Origin of the sequence: Alloscardovia venturai (assembly GCF_042676605.1) — a bacterium.
GTDB lineage: Bacteria > Actinomycetota > Actinomycetes > Actinomycetales > Bifidobacteriaceae > Alloscardovia > Alloscardovia venturai.
On record NZ_JBHTHQ010000011.1, the window covers coordinates 37323 to 50902 of the forward strand.

At 45.9% G+C, this 13580-nt stretch carries 10 protein-coding genes; 8 read left to right on the forward strand and 2 right to left on the reverse strand.

Annotated features, from left to right (window positions below; all coding sequences use genetic code 11):
- Window positions 1-8 precede the first annotated feature (8 nt).
- The 8 genes from ACFQY8_RS01435 to ACFQY8_RS01470 all read left to right on the forward strand — a co-directional run bounded on the left by ACFQY8_RS01435 (window position 9) and on the right by ACFQY8_RS01470 (window position 11007).
- Window positions 9-989, forward strand: coding sequence for an ABC transporter substrate-binding protein (locus tag ACFQY8_RS01435; protein ID WP_377937896.1), 981 nt, complete (start codon window positions 9-11; stop codon window positions 987-989).
- A 97-nt stretch (window positions 990-1086) separates the two neighbouring features.
- On the forward strand, window positions 1087-2667 hold the full coding sequence (locus ACFQY8_RS01440) for a sugar ABC transporter ATP-binding protein (RefSeq protein ID WP_377937898.1): 1581 nt from the start codon (window positions 1087-1089) through the stop codon (window positions 2665-2667).
- Window positions 2651-3745, forward strand: a complete 1095-nt coding sequence (locus ACFQY8_RS01445; protein WP_377937900.1) for an ABC transporter permease — start codon at window positions 2651-2653, stop codon at window positions 3743-3745. Before ACFQY8_RS01440 ends, ACFQY8_RS01445 begins: the two co-directional genes overlap by 17 nt.
- Window positions 3745-4770, forward strand: a complete 1026-nt coding sequence (locus ACFQY8_RS01450) for an ABC transporter permease (protein WP_377937902.1) — start codon at window positions 3745-3747, stop codon at window positions 4768-4770. Before ACFQY8_RS01445 ends, ACFQY8_RS01450 begins: the two co-directional genes overlap by 1 nt.
- 153 nt (window positions 4771-4923) lie before the next feature.
- A complete protein-coding gene (locus ACFQY8_RS01455) occupies window positions 4924-9210 on the forward strand; it encodes an immunoglobulin-like domain-containing protein (RefSeq protein WP_377937904.1) in 4287 nt (1428 codons plus the stop codon).
- Between the two features lie 12 nt (window positions 9211-9222).
- Window positions 9223-10230, forward strand: coding sequence for an Ig-like domain-containing protein (locus tag ACFQY8_RS01460; protein ID WP_377937905.1), 1008 nt, complete (start codon window positions 9223-9225; stop codon window positions 10228-10230).
- 260 nt (window positions 10231-10490) lie between these two features.
- A complete protein-coding gene (locus ACFQY8_RS01465) occupies window positions 10491-10754 on the forward strand; it encodes a type II toxin-antitoxin system Phd/YefM family antitoxin (RefSeq protein ID WP_377937907.1) in 264 nt (87 codons plus the stop codon).
- On the forward strand, window positions 10747-11007 hold the full coding sequence (locus tag ACFQY8_RS01470; RefSeq protein ID WP_377937909.1) for a Txe/YoeB family addiction module toxin: 261 nt from the start codon (window positions 10747-10749) through the stop codon (window positions 11005-11007). The genes ACFQY8_RS01465 and ACFQY8_RS01470 overlap by 8 nt, the downstream gene beginning before the upstream one ends.
- 53 nt (window positions 11008-11060) lie before the next feature.
- Here ACFQY8_RS01470 and ilvN read toward each other — a convergent pair whose 3' ends face one another.
- Both ilvN and ACFQY8_RS01480 read right to left on the reverse strand, forming a co-directional pair.
- Window positions 11061-11618, reverse strand: a complete 558-nt coding sequence (ilvN, locus tag ACFQY8_RS01475; RefSeq protein ID WP_377937911.1) for an acetolactate synthase small subunit — start codon at window positions 11616-11618, stop codon at window positions 11061-11063.
- Window positions 11618-13564 carry an acetolactate synthase large subunit gene (locus ACFQY8_RS01480; RefSeq protein WP_377937913.1) on the reverse strand — a complete coding sequence of 649 codons (1947 nt, stop codon included), beginning with the start codon at window positions 13562-13564 and terminating at the stop codon, window positions 11618-11620. Before ACFQY8_RS01480 ends, ilvN begins: the two co-directional genes overlap by 1 nt.
- Window positions 13565-13580 lie beyond the last annotated feature (16 nt).

The following is a 13580-nucleotide window of genomic DNA, read 5'->3' on the forward strand; positions in this document are numbered from 1 at the left end:
AGAGAATCATGAAGGGTATAGTAAAGAAAGTCATAACATTTACTGCGGCAGTTGCTACAGTGTTTGGTCTTTCCGCGTGTGGCTCTTCTGGTGGAGCGAAGAACAGCAGTGAGAAGACGATTGGCTTTGTGGCAGTTGGTCCTGAAGGCGGCTTCCGCACTGCAAATGAAAATGATTTGAAAGCTGCATTTAAGAAAGCAGGCTTTAAGCTCATCTATTCTCCAACTCAGAACAATGACCAGCAGAAGCAGATTCAGGCTTTCAACAAGTTTGTCAATGATGAGGTAGATGCGATTATTCTTTCTGCGACTGAAGACTCTGGTTGGGATGCTTCATTGGAAAAGGCAGCAAAGGCAGAAATTCCAGTATTTACTGTTGATCGCAATATTGATATTAAGAGTGATGCTGCAAAGAAGGCAATCGCTTCTCATATTGGGCCTTCCAACGAATGGGCTGGCGAGCAAGCTGCTGAATTCGTCAATAAGAACTTCCCGGACGGCGCAAATGGTTTTATCCTCGAAGGGCCTGCGGGTTTGTCTGTCGTTAAGGATCGTCAAACTGGTTGGGATAAGAAGGTAGCAAAGAATGTTAAGGTTCTTGAATCCCAATCTGCGAACTGGTCCACTGATGAGGCAAAGACAGTTACTGAAGGTTTGCTTGATAAGTACAAGGCAGATAATCCTCAGTTCATTTTTGCTCAAAATGATGAAATGGGCTTAGGAGCTGCACAAGCGGTAGACGCAGCTGGACTCAAGGGGAAAGTTAAGATTATCACTATTGACGGCACGAAAGCAGCTCTTCAGGCAGCTGTAGATGGTGATTTGTCTTATGTCATTGAGTACAACCCAATCTTTGGCGAAGTAACAGCAAAGACAGTGAAGGATTATCTTGCGGGTAAGAAGGTAGAGAAGGACATCGTTATTGATTCCAAGACCTTCACTGCCGAAGATGCGAAGGCTGCTCTCGATGCAGGCACTCGCGCATACTAAAGCAAGTAACCGCTAGTTAAACGAATTACGAGCTATGAGGGTTTTCGCTTGTGCGTCCAGCCTCATAGCTCGCTGAAATTCTAAGAAGGTAATCACTATGGCTGAGAAACGACCGATCGTCGTTATGAAGGCGATTACAGTTGAATTTCCTGGCGTTAAAGCACTTGATGGAGTAGATTTAAAGCTTTATCCCGGTGAAGTTCATGCTCTCATGGGTGAGAATGGCGCTGGTAAATCAACTTTAATTAAAGCTTTGACAGGCGTCTACAAAATTTCTTCCGGAAGTATCACGATGGATAACAAAGAGTGCATGTTAACTGGCACTCTCGATGCACAAAATGCTGGAATCGCAACTGTATATCAAGAAGTCAATCTGTGCTCAAACTTGAGCGTAGGAGAGAACGTCATGCTTGGTCATGAGATTCATGGTCCGCTTGGTATTGATTGGAAGAAGACTCATAAAGAAGCAGAGAAATACTTGGCTCAGGTGGGGCTCGAAACTATTGATACGCATACAACTTTAGACAGTATTTCTATTGCGCGCCAGCAACTTGTGGCTATTGCTCGTGCAATGGTTATCAATGCGAAGGTTCTGATTCTGGACGAACCTACTTCGTCATTGGACAAGAATGAGGTCCAAGATCTTTTTGCAATTATGCGTCGCGTGCGTGATAGTGGAGTTGCAATTTTATTTGTGTCGCACTTCCTTGAACAAGTTTATGAGATTACTGATCGCATGACTATTTTGCGTAACGGTAAATTCATTAAAGAAGTGATGACAAAGGACACTCCTCGTGACGAACTCATCGGTATGATGATTGGTAAGAGTTCTCAGGAACTCAGTGAAATTAGTGCGAAGAAAGAGCATACAAGTTCTATTGACGATTCCGCGCCTCTTGTTACTGCGAAGGGGATAGGCAAGAAGGGGTCTGTATATCCATCTAACCTTGAAATTCACAAAGGTGAAGTTGTTGGTTTCGCAGGTCTTTTAGGCTCAGGTCGTACAGAGCTTGCACGTTTGCTTTTTGGCGCCGATAAGGCGGATGAAGGTAATTTCACACTTGAGGGTAACGCTCTGACTATTAACAATCCTCATACGGCACTTTCTCATGGCATTGCATATTCGACCGAGAATAGACGTGATGAAGGAATTATTGCTGACTTGACTGTTCGCGAAAATATTCTTATCGCGTTGCAGTCGATTCGAGGTATGTTCCATCCGATTCCTAAGAAAGAAGCAGATGAGATTGTTGACCGTTACATTAATATTCTGAATATTCGTCCAGCTGATCCGAACAAGCTCATTAAGAATCTCTCGGGCGGAAATCAGCAGAAAGTGCTCATTGCTCGTTGGCTTGCTGCACATCCTAAGCTCCTCATCCTTGATGAGCCGACACGTGGTATCGATATTGGTGCAAAAGCTGAAATTCAGCAAACAGTTCTTGAACTCGCCGACCAAGGTTTAGGTGTTATTTTTATCTCATCTGAGATGGATGAAGTAGTGCGTTTATCTGATGAAATCGAAATATTAAAGGATACGCATCAGATTGCTCATTTGCATAATGATGGCACCCTGTCTCAAGAGACCATTGTTCAGACGATCGCCAAGACAGCAATTGATTCAAACAATTTAGCTGATACTCAAAAGGAAGGAGCAGAAAATGGTAGTGGCAAGTAAAAATGCACACAAAGAAGACGCTGAGACTCGCTCAGGAAACTCTGTAATGAAAAAGATTCTGTCCTCCAACCTCACATGGTCTGTGGTCGCACTTGTACTGCTCATCATCATCTGTACACTCTTCGACCATAGTTTCCTTGCCTTGCGTTGGAATAAGAATACGGGAGGCCTCTCTGGGCCACTTATTACCATGCTTCAGGAATCCGCACGCTATCTGATGATTGCAACGGGTATGACACTTGTTATTTCGACTGCTGGCATTGATCTTTCTGTTGGCTCGGTCATGGCAGTTTCTGGCGCAGCAGCTATGCAGCTACTCACTTCAGGGGCTAACGTGTGGGTGGCGATTCTTGTGTCGCTTTTGATTGGACTCGTTCTTGGCATGATTAATGGCACCTTAGTATCTGTCCTCGGACTTCAACCATTTATCACCACATTGATTATGATGCTTGCTGGTCGAGGATTAGCAAAGGTTATTACATCTGGGCAAAATACTGATGCAAGTCAACTTGCTTCAGGTGCTCCACTGCGGTGGTTTGCAAATGGGTTCATTCTCGGCATCCCTGTGAATTTCCTTTTAGCATTACTCATCGTCGGAATAGTTGGTCTAGTGCTACGTAAGAGCGCACTTGGCATGATGATTGAATCTGTAGGCATCAACAGCGAAGCGAGCCGAATGACGGGTATTAAGCCGCGCACGATTCTCTTCCTTGTATATGCAATTTCCGGTTTCTTGGCATCTATCGCGGGCCTGTTTGCTACAGCATCGGTGATGCGTGTTGACGTTGTCAAAACCGGTCAGGATTTGGAAATGTATGCAATTCTTGCTGTCGTTATCGGTGGCACGTCACTTCTCGGAGGAAAATTCTCACTAACAGGTAGCGCACTGGGTGCTGTCATCATCGCGATGATTCGTAAAACAATCATTACTCTAGGAATCGATTCTGCGGCAACCCCGGCATTCTTCGCAGTGGTTGTCATCGTTATCTGCATCATGCAGGCTCCGAAGATTCACAACTTAGGACAAGACCTTAAGCGTAAGCGCGCATTGGCACAAGCAGGAAAGGTAGTCGCATAATGAGTACCGCAGTTAAAGCACAAGCTCTTCGCGCTTCGAAGCAAGGCGGTGCAAAAATTAATCCACAAATGATTCCTACCCTTGCGGCTGTCGTCATCTTTGTCTTGATGCTTATTATGGGACAGGTGCTTTTTGGCACATATATGAGGCTGGGTTTCATTTCGTCACTATTTATCGATCACGCTTATCTGATTATTTTGGCAGTTGCTATGACCTTGCCAGTTTTAACAGGTGGCATTGATTTGAGCATCGGAGCGATTGTGGCAATTACCGCAGTTGTCGGTGTCAAGATGACCATGGCGGGTATTCCTGCACCGGTTGCGATGCTCGTCATGCTCCTCATGGGTATGGGATTCGGCCTTTTAGCTGGAACGCTTATTGAGGAATTTAATATGCAACCGTTTATCGCGACACTAGCGACAATGTTCCTCGCACGCGGTATGGCATCCATTATTTCGACGGATTCTTTAGTGTTCCCAGATAACAATAACTTCCATTGGATTTCCGATAGCATTACCATCATTGACAATCCAAAAGTTTCTCATGACTTATATATCAATGGCGGTGTTATCATCGCGGTGTGCGTCGTCATCTTTGGATACATCCTCTTGCATAAGACCCGCATCGGACGCACAATTTATGCGATTGGTGGTTCACGTTCGTCGGCAGAGCTCATGGGACTGCCAGTGAAGAAAACTCAATACATGATTTACTTCATTTCTGGGACGTTAGCAGCACTTTCGTCTATCGTATACATTGCGAACACTGGCTCTGCTAAGAATACTTATGGCGTAGGCTGGGAGCTTGATGCAGTGGCAGCTGTAGTGATTGGTGGCACGATTGTTACTGGTGGCTACGGTTATGTGCTCGGATCTGTTATCGGTGCCTTGGTTCGCTCTACAATCGATCCATTGACTTCTGACTTCGGTGTTCCAGCTGAATGGACCACTATAGTTGTCGGTTTGATGATTCTCGTGTTTGTTGTGCTTCAGCGTGTTGTAACTGTTCTCAACAAAAGGGAGTGATGTCATTCGCCGAATAGCATGTAAAATCTGATAACTTTTGATCCTCTCTCCTTAAATAACGTGTGCCTTCAAGTATCATCCGCTTTAAGGCACACGTTCTATAAGCTTTATGTATAGTAATTAAACAATGTGGTTTGATTAAAAGGAAATTCAATGATGAATAAAATTCGCAGGGCTACAGCATGGGCAGTCGTTGTTCCTTTGCTCCTTGGAACTATGCCGTCGACGGCGATAGCGCAAGAAAATACTTCTGCATCTCAAGATAATTCTCTGCAATTGATATCATCGTGGGACTTTGAAGGTGGTAGTCTCACTGATTCTATCGGTGGAGAAAATATTAGTCTCGCAGGAAAAGCCGCGATTCAGAAATTTGGCGATAGAAATAACAGTGAGGCATTGGATATCGTTAACACGGGAAACGAGAAATCCTTTGCTCAGATTCCTGACAGTGTGATAACGAGTGCTGGTAATAATGTAACTATTGATTTTGCTGCTAAATCGCGTAGCAGTGATACGCGAAATTATTTTACTTTTGGCGTCGGCAAAGACTCTGCGCGCTACCTCCTTTTTTATGCGAGTACTCAAAATGTCAAGCTCGCAATTGCGGATAATGGATGGAGACATGAGCCTGGTTTTAAAGTTGGTGCTCCGCAAAATGACAATATATGGCATAACTACCGCATAAGTATCCAAGATGATTCTTTTGTTCTTTATCGCGATGGAAAAATTATGGGATCGCAGCTGCATACTGGAATTAAACTTTCAGATTTGCATGGTGCTACCACACTGATAGGTAAGTCATTCTATAGTGAGGACACGTATTGGAATGGTGCTATTGATGATATAAAAATTTTCCGTGGAGCTAATCTTCCTTTTGCGCGTAGTGTGGATATATCTGGTGATGGAGTTGTTAGTGGTGCTTTAGCGTTGGTCGAGGGCGATAAGGCTCAATTAAAGGCCAGTATACAGCCGCAAGATGCTCTTGAGCAGACGGTGAAATGGTCAAGTTCAGATAAATCAGTCGCAACTGTCAATGCCGATGGGACTGTTACTGCTTCTTCTCCTGGAAAAACGACGATTGTTGCACAAGTTGACGGAAGTGATGTAAAGTCCGAACTTCCAGTGCTGGTTACAGAGCTTGATGCACACTCTGCTGCCCAGGCTGATGTCGATTATGCCATCTCGCAAATTCCTCAAACTGTCGGTGAGAACCTCCCTCTTGCTGTGCAAGGTGCATTGCATAAATCAGATTTGACGTGGAAATCATCAAATGTAAAGCTCGTAACTGGTACTGACTCTTCGTATCGACATAGTGGTGTCGGGGCTGATGATCCGTATAAAGGTGCAGGTATTATTTCACGCCCAGCATATGGAACAGGAGATTCTCAGCCTGTGACGTTGACTGTTACTGCGCGTAGAGGAACTGCGATAGTTCAGCGTAGTGTCACAATTCGTATAAAAGAGTCGGGGAGGACAGCGCCGGATACTGGGTACGCAGCAGTAACGTTCCTTTCTGATGCAGATCGTGAAAATGGGAAAATTGGTGAAGCGCTTTATGAATCTGCAACGAGTAGTTCGCGAAATGACTTCTTTAGCTTTAGCCAGATTAATAATGGTGAGCCAGTTATCACTTCGACGACTGATACCACAGGCTTGCGAGATCCCTATGTATTGAAATCTCATTTTGGTGACACTTACTATATGATTGCTACTGATTTGAAAGTATCTCGTCAAGGGTGGGGAGAAAATCAGCAGTTTGGCTCTTTGAAGATTGAAGCGTGGCAATCGAATGATATGGTCAACTGGACTCGTACGAATGCAGCTGGTGGAAGTGACACGGGAATTACTATAAACTCGCCAAATCAGGGAATGACATGGGCTCCAGAAGCAGCGTGGGATGATTCTCTTGGCGCATATGTTGTCTTCTTCTCGTCGCGAGCGTATACCGATGACACGCGTGAGACACCAATAGCGGGTAAAAATGGTTATGCATATAACATCGTTCGTTACGCAATCACTCGTGATTTTAAGACATTTACTGCTCCGACGGATTGGGAAGATACTGGCTACTCTCGCATTGACTCTACTGTATTCAAAATCGGTGACTACTATTATCGCCTGACGAAAAATGAAGAAAATGGCGCAGCTGGCGAATATGTGACAAGTGGGAAAACTACATTCTTGGAACGCTCACGGTGCTTAACATGCACGACCGTATCTTCGGACCCGCAAGCGGATGAAAATACGACATGGAGATTGCTTGATCAGAATATCCTGCCATTTGAAGGCGCTGAGTCTATTCGTCTTAACGCAGGTGACATCAATCAAAATGATGCGGGAGATGCCATGGTTATTATGGCAGACTCCGGTGGGTATCAACCGTTTATGACAAGTCAGAGCGCACTAAGTAACACGTCATGGTCTCATAGACTATCACAGACTCCAGGGTGGTTTGACACGAAAGTTCCAGGAAAGAATGTGACTGGTCGTGTCAGTGACTTAGGTATGCCAACACCAAAGCGCCATGGTGCATTTGTATCAGTTCCCCAAGCGGTACTTGAAACTATGCATGCGTATAGTTCGTCTAACAAGATTTCGTTAGCTACGGTTAATTCCACTATTGGTGCGAAAGTTAATCGAGCTAGAAACTCTATAGATGTTACTGTACGAGCAACAGATGGCGGAGATATTGCTGGCCATGTGACAGTAAGTATTAATGGCACAAAGCGCATAGTAAAACTCGATGCACGAGGTAAAGCTACTGTGGCGTTGCCACGAGCTCGAGGAAATACAATTCGTATTGATTATGACGGGTATACAGATGGTCGTGTAGCACCATCTCATATCAGCATTGATCGTAAAGGACATACTGTTGTTGGTCAGATTGATCCTGCTGTCATTCACTACTCGTTTGACTCGGTGAAATCAGGACAAACACGTGTAATTAACGAAGGTAGCGCCAAGGGGAGTGATGCTCAAATTTCAGGTAGTCTAGCTGCCTCGCATGGTTTTGTCTCACTCACTGGAAGCCAAGCAATTGAAGTTCCAACGAGCTCGATTTCACATAGTGCGGATATCACACTATCTATGTGGGTGAAGAATAATTATGGCGCAGGTAACGTCGCTGCCGCATATATCGGGAATCGTGACACCTCGCATGGGTATCTGCTTGTCAATCCACAAAATCCGCATGGTTATGTAAAAGCAGTTATGACAACTGCAACGTCTCAAATGCCGCAAGACGGACCATGGGGTAGTGAAGTAGGGCCAGGTAGCACTGGACAGCCCGAGAGCGGAATGAAATCCAGCGATGATTTGACACTCTATACTGTCGTGGTACGTGGTAGTACACACCAGATGAGCGTATATGCCGATGGTAAGCTCATAGGGCAACCGTCATACATCATCCCAGACGGTGGTATTACTGCATATAAGGATCTTGTAGCATACATAGGAAAATCTGCATATGCTGATCCTAATATGTCCATCGATGTGTATGATTATGCGATTTATAATCAGGCATTAGATGCTGCACAAGTAAGCAAACTCTACAATGATCAGGTATGGAATCAGATTCTATCTTCAGTAAGTATCGACCGTGAAGTGGTTTCAGACTTCGCTCTTGCACGCGGTAGCCAGTCTATGCCAATTACTTGGAGTAGTAATAATGCTGCAATCGTCATTGGTAATGCAGCGGGGATTGCGCATGTTCAGCGCCCTTCTTCCTCTGGCCACAATCAAAAAGTTACTGTGACAGCTCAGGCAACGGTTGGGGGCAAAACGGTGAAAAAGGCTTATTGTATCACTGTTCCACGTGAGCTTACAACAGCTGAAAAACTTGAGTATGACGTTAAAGCTATTCGAGTTCAAGGAGCGTCGCAGGTTCGCGGGAACATCTCCGTTGCAACGCGTGGTACGTATGGTTCCAGTATTTCGTGGAAGGTCACGAAGGGGGTTACGTATGCAAAGATTGCTGATGGCGTGAATGCAACTTCCAAGACGATTGTTGTCACTCGACCACGCAATAACCAGCACTCTCAAATTGTCATATTAAAAGCTACAGCTTCTCTCAACGGCAAAACAAAGACAAAGAATGTAAAGCTTACAATAAAGCCACTTCCGAAGGCTGGGCAGGAAGACGTTGCATATGTGTGGGCGTACTTTACCGGCGAGGGAGTTGGTGGTGAAAAGGTTAGTTTGGCAGCGTCTCGCGGTAACAATGCGCTAGACTGGATTACCCTTAACGATGGCAAGCCTATTTTTACTTCAACGAAAGGTGAACAGGGGCTTCGAGATCCGTTTATTCTTCGCTCAAAGGATGGTGATAAATTCTATCTTCTTGCTACTGATTTGAAAATTTCAGGACGCCCAAATTCTTCTGGTGGCTTGTCGGGATTCGCTGGTTCGCAGGCGAATGGGTCAGCTGCTATCGAAATTTAGGAATCGGACGATTTGGTACATTGGTCAAATCAAAGACATGTTAAGGTCAGTGATGATACTGCTGGAAATACGTGGGCTCCGGAAGCGTATTATGATGACGAAATCAGCAAGTATGTGGTGTACTGGGCGTCAAACCTGTATGAGAGTGCAGATCAGAGTGCGCGTACGTCACTAACGTATAACAGAATGATGTATGCAACGACGGATGATTTTATCAATTTCTCTAAACCGCATGTGTGGATTGATGTCGATCGTCGTGGTCAGGCTGGTGCAGGATCTATTGATGCTACAGTCCAAAAGGTAGGAGATACATACTACCGTGTCTACAAAGATGAAAAGAGTATGACTCTTCGACAGGAAAAGCCCACTGACCTTCTAGCGTCAGTAAATGGACAGTATCCGTCATTTGGTGGTGTATCTACCGAGAATCAGTGGTCCCTCGTTGGTGAGCGAATTGGAGATAAGCAACCAAATGGTTATGGTGGCACCTTTACTGCAGGCGAAGGACCGACGATGTTCAAAGCAAACAAGAATGATGTAAATGGCTACCAGTACTATTTGTTTGCTGATCAACCGAACTATCATGGTGGTCCGAATCACTACGTACCGATGGCAACAAAAAATATTACTGATGCTTCCTCATGGGAGGTTATCGGTGAGAAGATGCCGGAAGCAAACTTCCCTACAAATTCTGACGGTGGCAAACCTCGGCATGGCACAATTATCCCAGTAACGCGTGAGCAATATCAAAAAGTACTAGAAGCATATGCGCCATCCGTTGCTGTGACAAGAGTGCCTCGCGTTTCTGTGCAGGTAAGTGTCGGTGCAGATATTGTAGCTGCTCTTCCTTCTGCAGTAGCGATAATGACCAAAGATAAGAAGACACATAAGGTTGCTGTGCAGTGGAATGTGCCTGCCGGTGTATCTTCAAAGGTCAGGACTGTAGAAGTCACTGGAACGATTCAAGACGATTCGCGCATGCCAATTACAGCGAGAGTGAAGGTAAGAAAAGGGAAATAGTATGTAGACAAAGTCTATTAGTTTGGGGATTCTTAACTTCTCAGTATGCATGTAGTCCGTGATGATGTAAAAATCGTTACGGACTACATAATTTTTGTGACTTCACGTTACGTGTCTTACAAAGTGGAATCTGAAATTGGTAGTTCGCGGGTGTGGTGTCTTTTGCAAACTTATTGCACGGCGTACAATATTCTGTACGTTATAATTTAAGTAGATGAGTTATTGAATAACCTGTACAACGTACCATATGGAGGCGCATCATGCTTGGAGTAAATTACACAGGCCTACGTGAAAATCTGAAATTTTGGATGGATAAAGTAACAAATGACTATGAAACTGCACTTATTACGCGGAAAAATAATAAAAATGTCGTCATGCTTTCTGAGGAATCTTACAATAACATGATTGAAAATATGCATGTTATGGGCAATGAAGAGAATTACGCATGGTTGATGGAGTCTAAGAAACAACTCGAAAATGGGCGCGCTTCGTCGCATAATCTCGTTGAGGTCAAAGATGAATAAAATCTTTACCAATAATGGGTGGCAGGACTATGTTTACTGGCAACATGAGGACAAGCGTACACTGAAGAAAATCAATGCGCTCATCGAAGACATTTGTCGTAACGGACATGAAGGTATTGGCAAACCTGAGGCGTTACGTGGCAACTTGTCAGGGTATTGGAGTCGACGGATTAACGAGAAAGATCGACTTATTTACGCGATCGATGAAGATAACGTTTATATCCTTGCCTGTCGCTATCACTATGCGAAGTAGAATCGAGCATATCGCGTGGATAGTTGCGGACTTGATTCCTCCTCGTGTACCTTCTACCTCTCGCTAATCTCCGACCTTGTTACCTTATCGCTCAAAGCCTTCGGTCCGCGAGTCACCGCTACAGCGCCAGAACGCACAAGTTCTAGAACGCCGTATGGCTCCAAAAGTCCCAAGAGCGCATCAATCTTGCCTTGAGCACCGGTTGCCTCGATGGTGAGGCACTGAGGGTGCACATCGACCACACGAATGCGGAAGAGATCTACGATCTCCAAGATGTCGGAACGAGTCTCAGGAGTGGCAGTCACCTTAATGAGAACGAGTTCGCGCTCGACAGTGCTGTTTGGATCAAGTTCCACTATCTTCAACACATGAAGAAGCTTGTTGAGCTGTTTGATGATTTGCTCAAGAGGCCCAGGCTCTACCATTGCCGTTACGGTGATACGAGAGATATCTTCGCGTTCGGTAGGGGACACGGATAAAGAGTCAATATTGAATGAGCGGCGCGCGAAAAGAGAAGATACGCGCGCAAGGACGCCAGGACGGTTTTCTACGAGTACGGAAAGTGTGTGACGGGTAGCGCCTGGTTGCAAAGAAAGATTGTTGACTACCATTACAGATTTGACCTTTCTGCTTGAGCGTCCAGTGCTGCTTCCTGCGCCTGTGCAGCTGCAAGAGCTGTCTGTGCAGCTTTCTGCTCACGCTGCATCGCTACATTTTTCAGTGGCTGCACGCCTACGCGATAGTTCACATTGTCGTTAGAATTCCCGGCTGGGACCATTGGCCACACCATCGCATCTTTCCAAACGCGGAAGTCGATGAGTACGGTTTTATCAGTCGTCGCATTTGCTACGCGGATAGCTTCGAGAGCTTCTTCCTGAGTTGTAGCTCGAAGCCCTATGCAACCGTATGCATCGGCGAGTTTTACGAAATCAGGTACGTCGATGTTATCTCCACCCTCGCCATCATAGAGGACGGTCTGAGAGTAGTGCTGATCAAAGAAGAGTGTCTGCCACTGACGTACCATGCCATACACAGAATTATTCAAAATGGCAATCTTAATTGGGGTATGTTCATGGAAAGCGGTCGCAAGCTCTTGAGATGTCATCTGGAAGGAGCCGTCGCCGTCGATGAGCCATACAGGTTTCTTGCCATCGAATGCTCGCTCGGATGCTACGCGAGCGCCGACAGCCGCAGGAAGTCCATAACCCATCGTTCCTGCGCCTCCGGAGGAAAGCCACGAGTGAGGATGCTCAAAGTCGATGAGTTGGCTTGCCCACATCTGATGCTGTCCTACGCCGGAAACCCAAATTGTATTTTCATCTGCAGCGTGTGAGAGTTGCTCCACAACCCACTGAGGAGAGAGAGACCCATCCGTTGGCTTGTCTTCCTCGCGTTCATATGTCATAGGGTAGTTTTCACGCAAATCGTCGAGGAGCTTCCACCAGTCAGTGAGATCCACGACACCTTCCGTGGCTTGAAGTTGAGTAATTTCTGGGATGAGGCTATCGAGTACTGTAGCGATGTCGCCCACGATAGGTACATCAGCTTCACGATTCTTGCCAATTTCTGCTGGATCAATGTCGATGTGGATGACGCGTGCACGTGGCGCAAACTCTGAAAGTTTACCAGTGACACGGTCAGAGAATCGGGCACCGATGGCGATGAGCAAGTCACTATTTTGCACTGCACCCGTAGCTGCTACGCTACCGTGCATGCCAAGCATCCCCAAGCATTGAGGATTTGAATCAGGTATGATGCCACGTGCATTCAGCGTGTTGACTACAGGTGCCCCTGTAATCTTGGCAAGTTGTGCTACCTGCGCCGAGGCATTGGAACGCATAGCACCGCCGCCGACATAGAGTACAGGACGGAAAGACTGCTGAATCAGGCGTGCAGCATCTGCGAGCACTTTGCCATGGGCCTGAGTCGTTGGATTATAACCTGGCAAAATCATGCGCTGTGGCCATGTATAGTACATGTCCTCAGTCTGCGCAGAGCGTGTCAAATCAATCACCACAGGACCTGGCCGCCCCGTAGTTGCTACGTGATACGCCTCAGTGAGCACACGTGGGATGTCTTGAGCACTTGTGACCAGGTATGAATGCTTAGCTATAGGGTATGTGATGCCCATAGTGTCAGTCTCTTGAAAGGCATCCGTGCCGATTTGGTGCGCTCCTACCTGACCGGTAATGGCAATCATTGGTACGGAATCCATCTGAGCATTCATAATAGATGTCACTAAATTTGTCGCTCCCGGACCAGAAGTAACGATAGCCACACCCGGTTTTCCAGATGCAAGCGCATATCCTTCTGCTGCGTGCCCAGCTGCTTGCTCGTGGCGAGTGAGAACAAAACGGAATTTAGTATCGTCGGTAATGGCATGATACACAGGCAAGATAGCGCCGCCAGGGATACCGAAGACGTCGGTAACTCCCAAATCTTCGAGAGAGCGAATCAGTGCTTGTGCACCAGTCATTTTCTCGCCCTGCGTTGTGTCCTCTTCTGCGGCATTTTTTGATATGCTGCTAAAAGCTTGTAAAGGTGTAGGCGCTACCATGATAACCTCTATCTGT

Excerpts from the sequence above, each read along its gene's own strand:
- ACFQY8_RS01435 (WP_377937896.1), top strand. The coding sequence starts at position 9 with ATGAAGGGTATAGTAAAGAAAGTCATAACATTTACTGCGGCAGTTGCT.
- ACFQY8_RS01440 (WP_377937898.1), top strand. The coding sequence starts at position 1,087 with ATGGCTGAGAAACGACCGATCGTCGTTATGAAGGCGATTACAGTTGAA.
- ACFQY8_RS01445 (WP_377937900.1), top strand. The coding sequence starts at position 2,651 with ATGGTAGTGGCAAGTAAAAATGCACACAAAGAAGACGCTGAGACTCGC.
- ACFQY8_RS01450 (WP_377937902.1), top strand. The coding sequence starts at position 3,745 with ATGAGTACCGCAGTTAAAGCACAAGCTCTTCGCGCTTCGAAGCAAGGC.
- ACFQY8_RS01455 (WP_377937904.1), top strand. The coding sequence starts at position 4,924 with ATGATGAATAAAATTCGCAGGGCTACAGCATGGGCAGTCGTTGTTCCT.
- ACFQY8_RS01465 (WP_377937907.1), top strand. The coding sequence starts at position 10,491 with ATGCTTGGAGTAAATTACACAGGCCTACGTGAAAATCTGAAATTTTGG.
- ACFQY8_RS01470 (WP_377937909.1), top strand. The coding sequence starts at position 10,747 with ATGAATAAAATCTTTACCAATAATGGGTGGCAGGACTATGTTTACTGG.
- ilvN (WP_377937911.1), bottom strand. The coding sequence starts at position 11,618 with ATGGTAGTCAACAATCTTTCTTTGCAACCAGGCGCTACCCGTCACACA.
- ACFQY8_RS01480 (WP_377937913.1), bottom strand. The coding sequence starts at position 13,564 with ATGGTAGCGCCTACACCTTTACAAGCTTTTAGCAGCATATCAAAAAAT.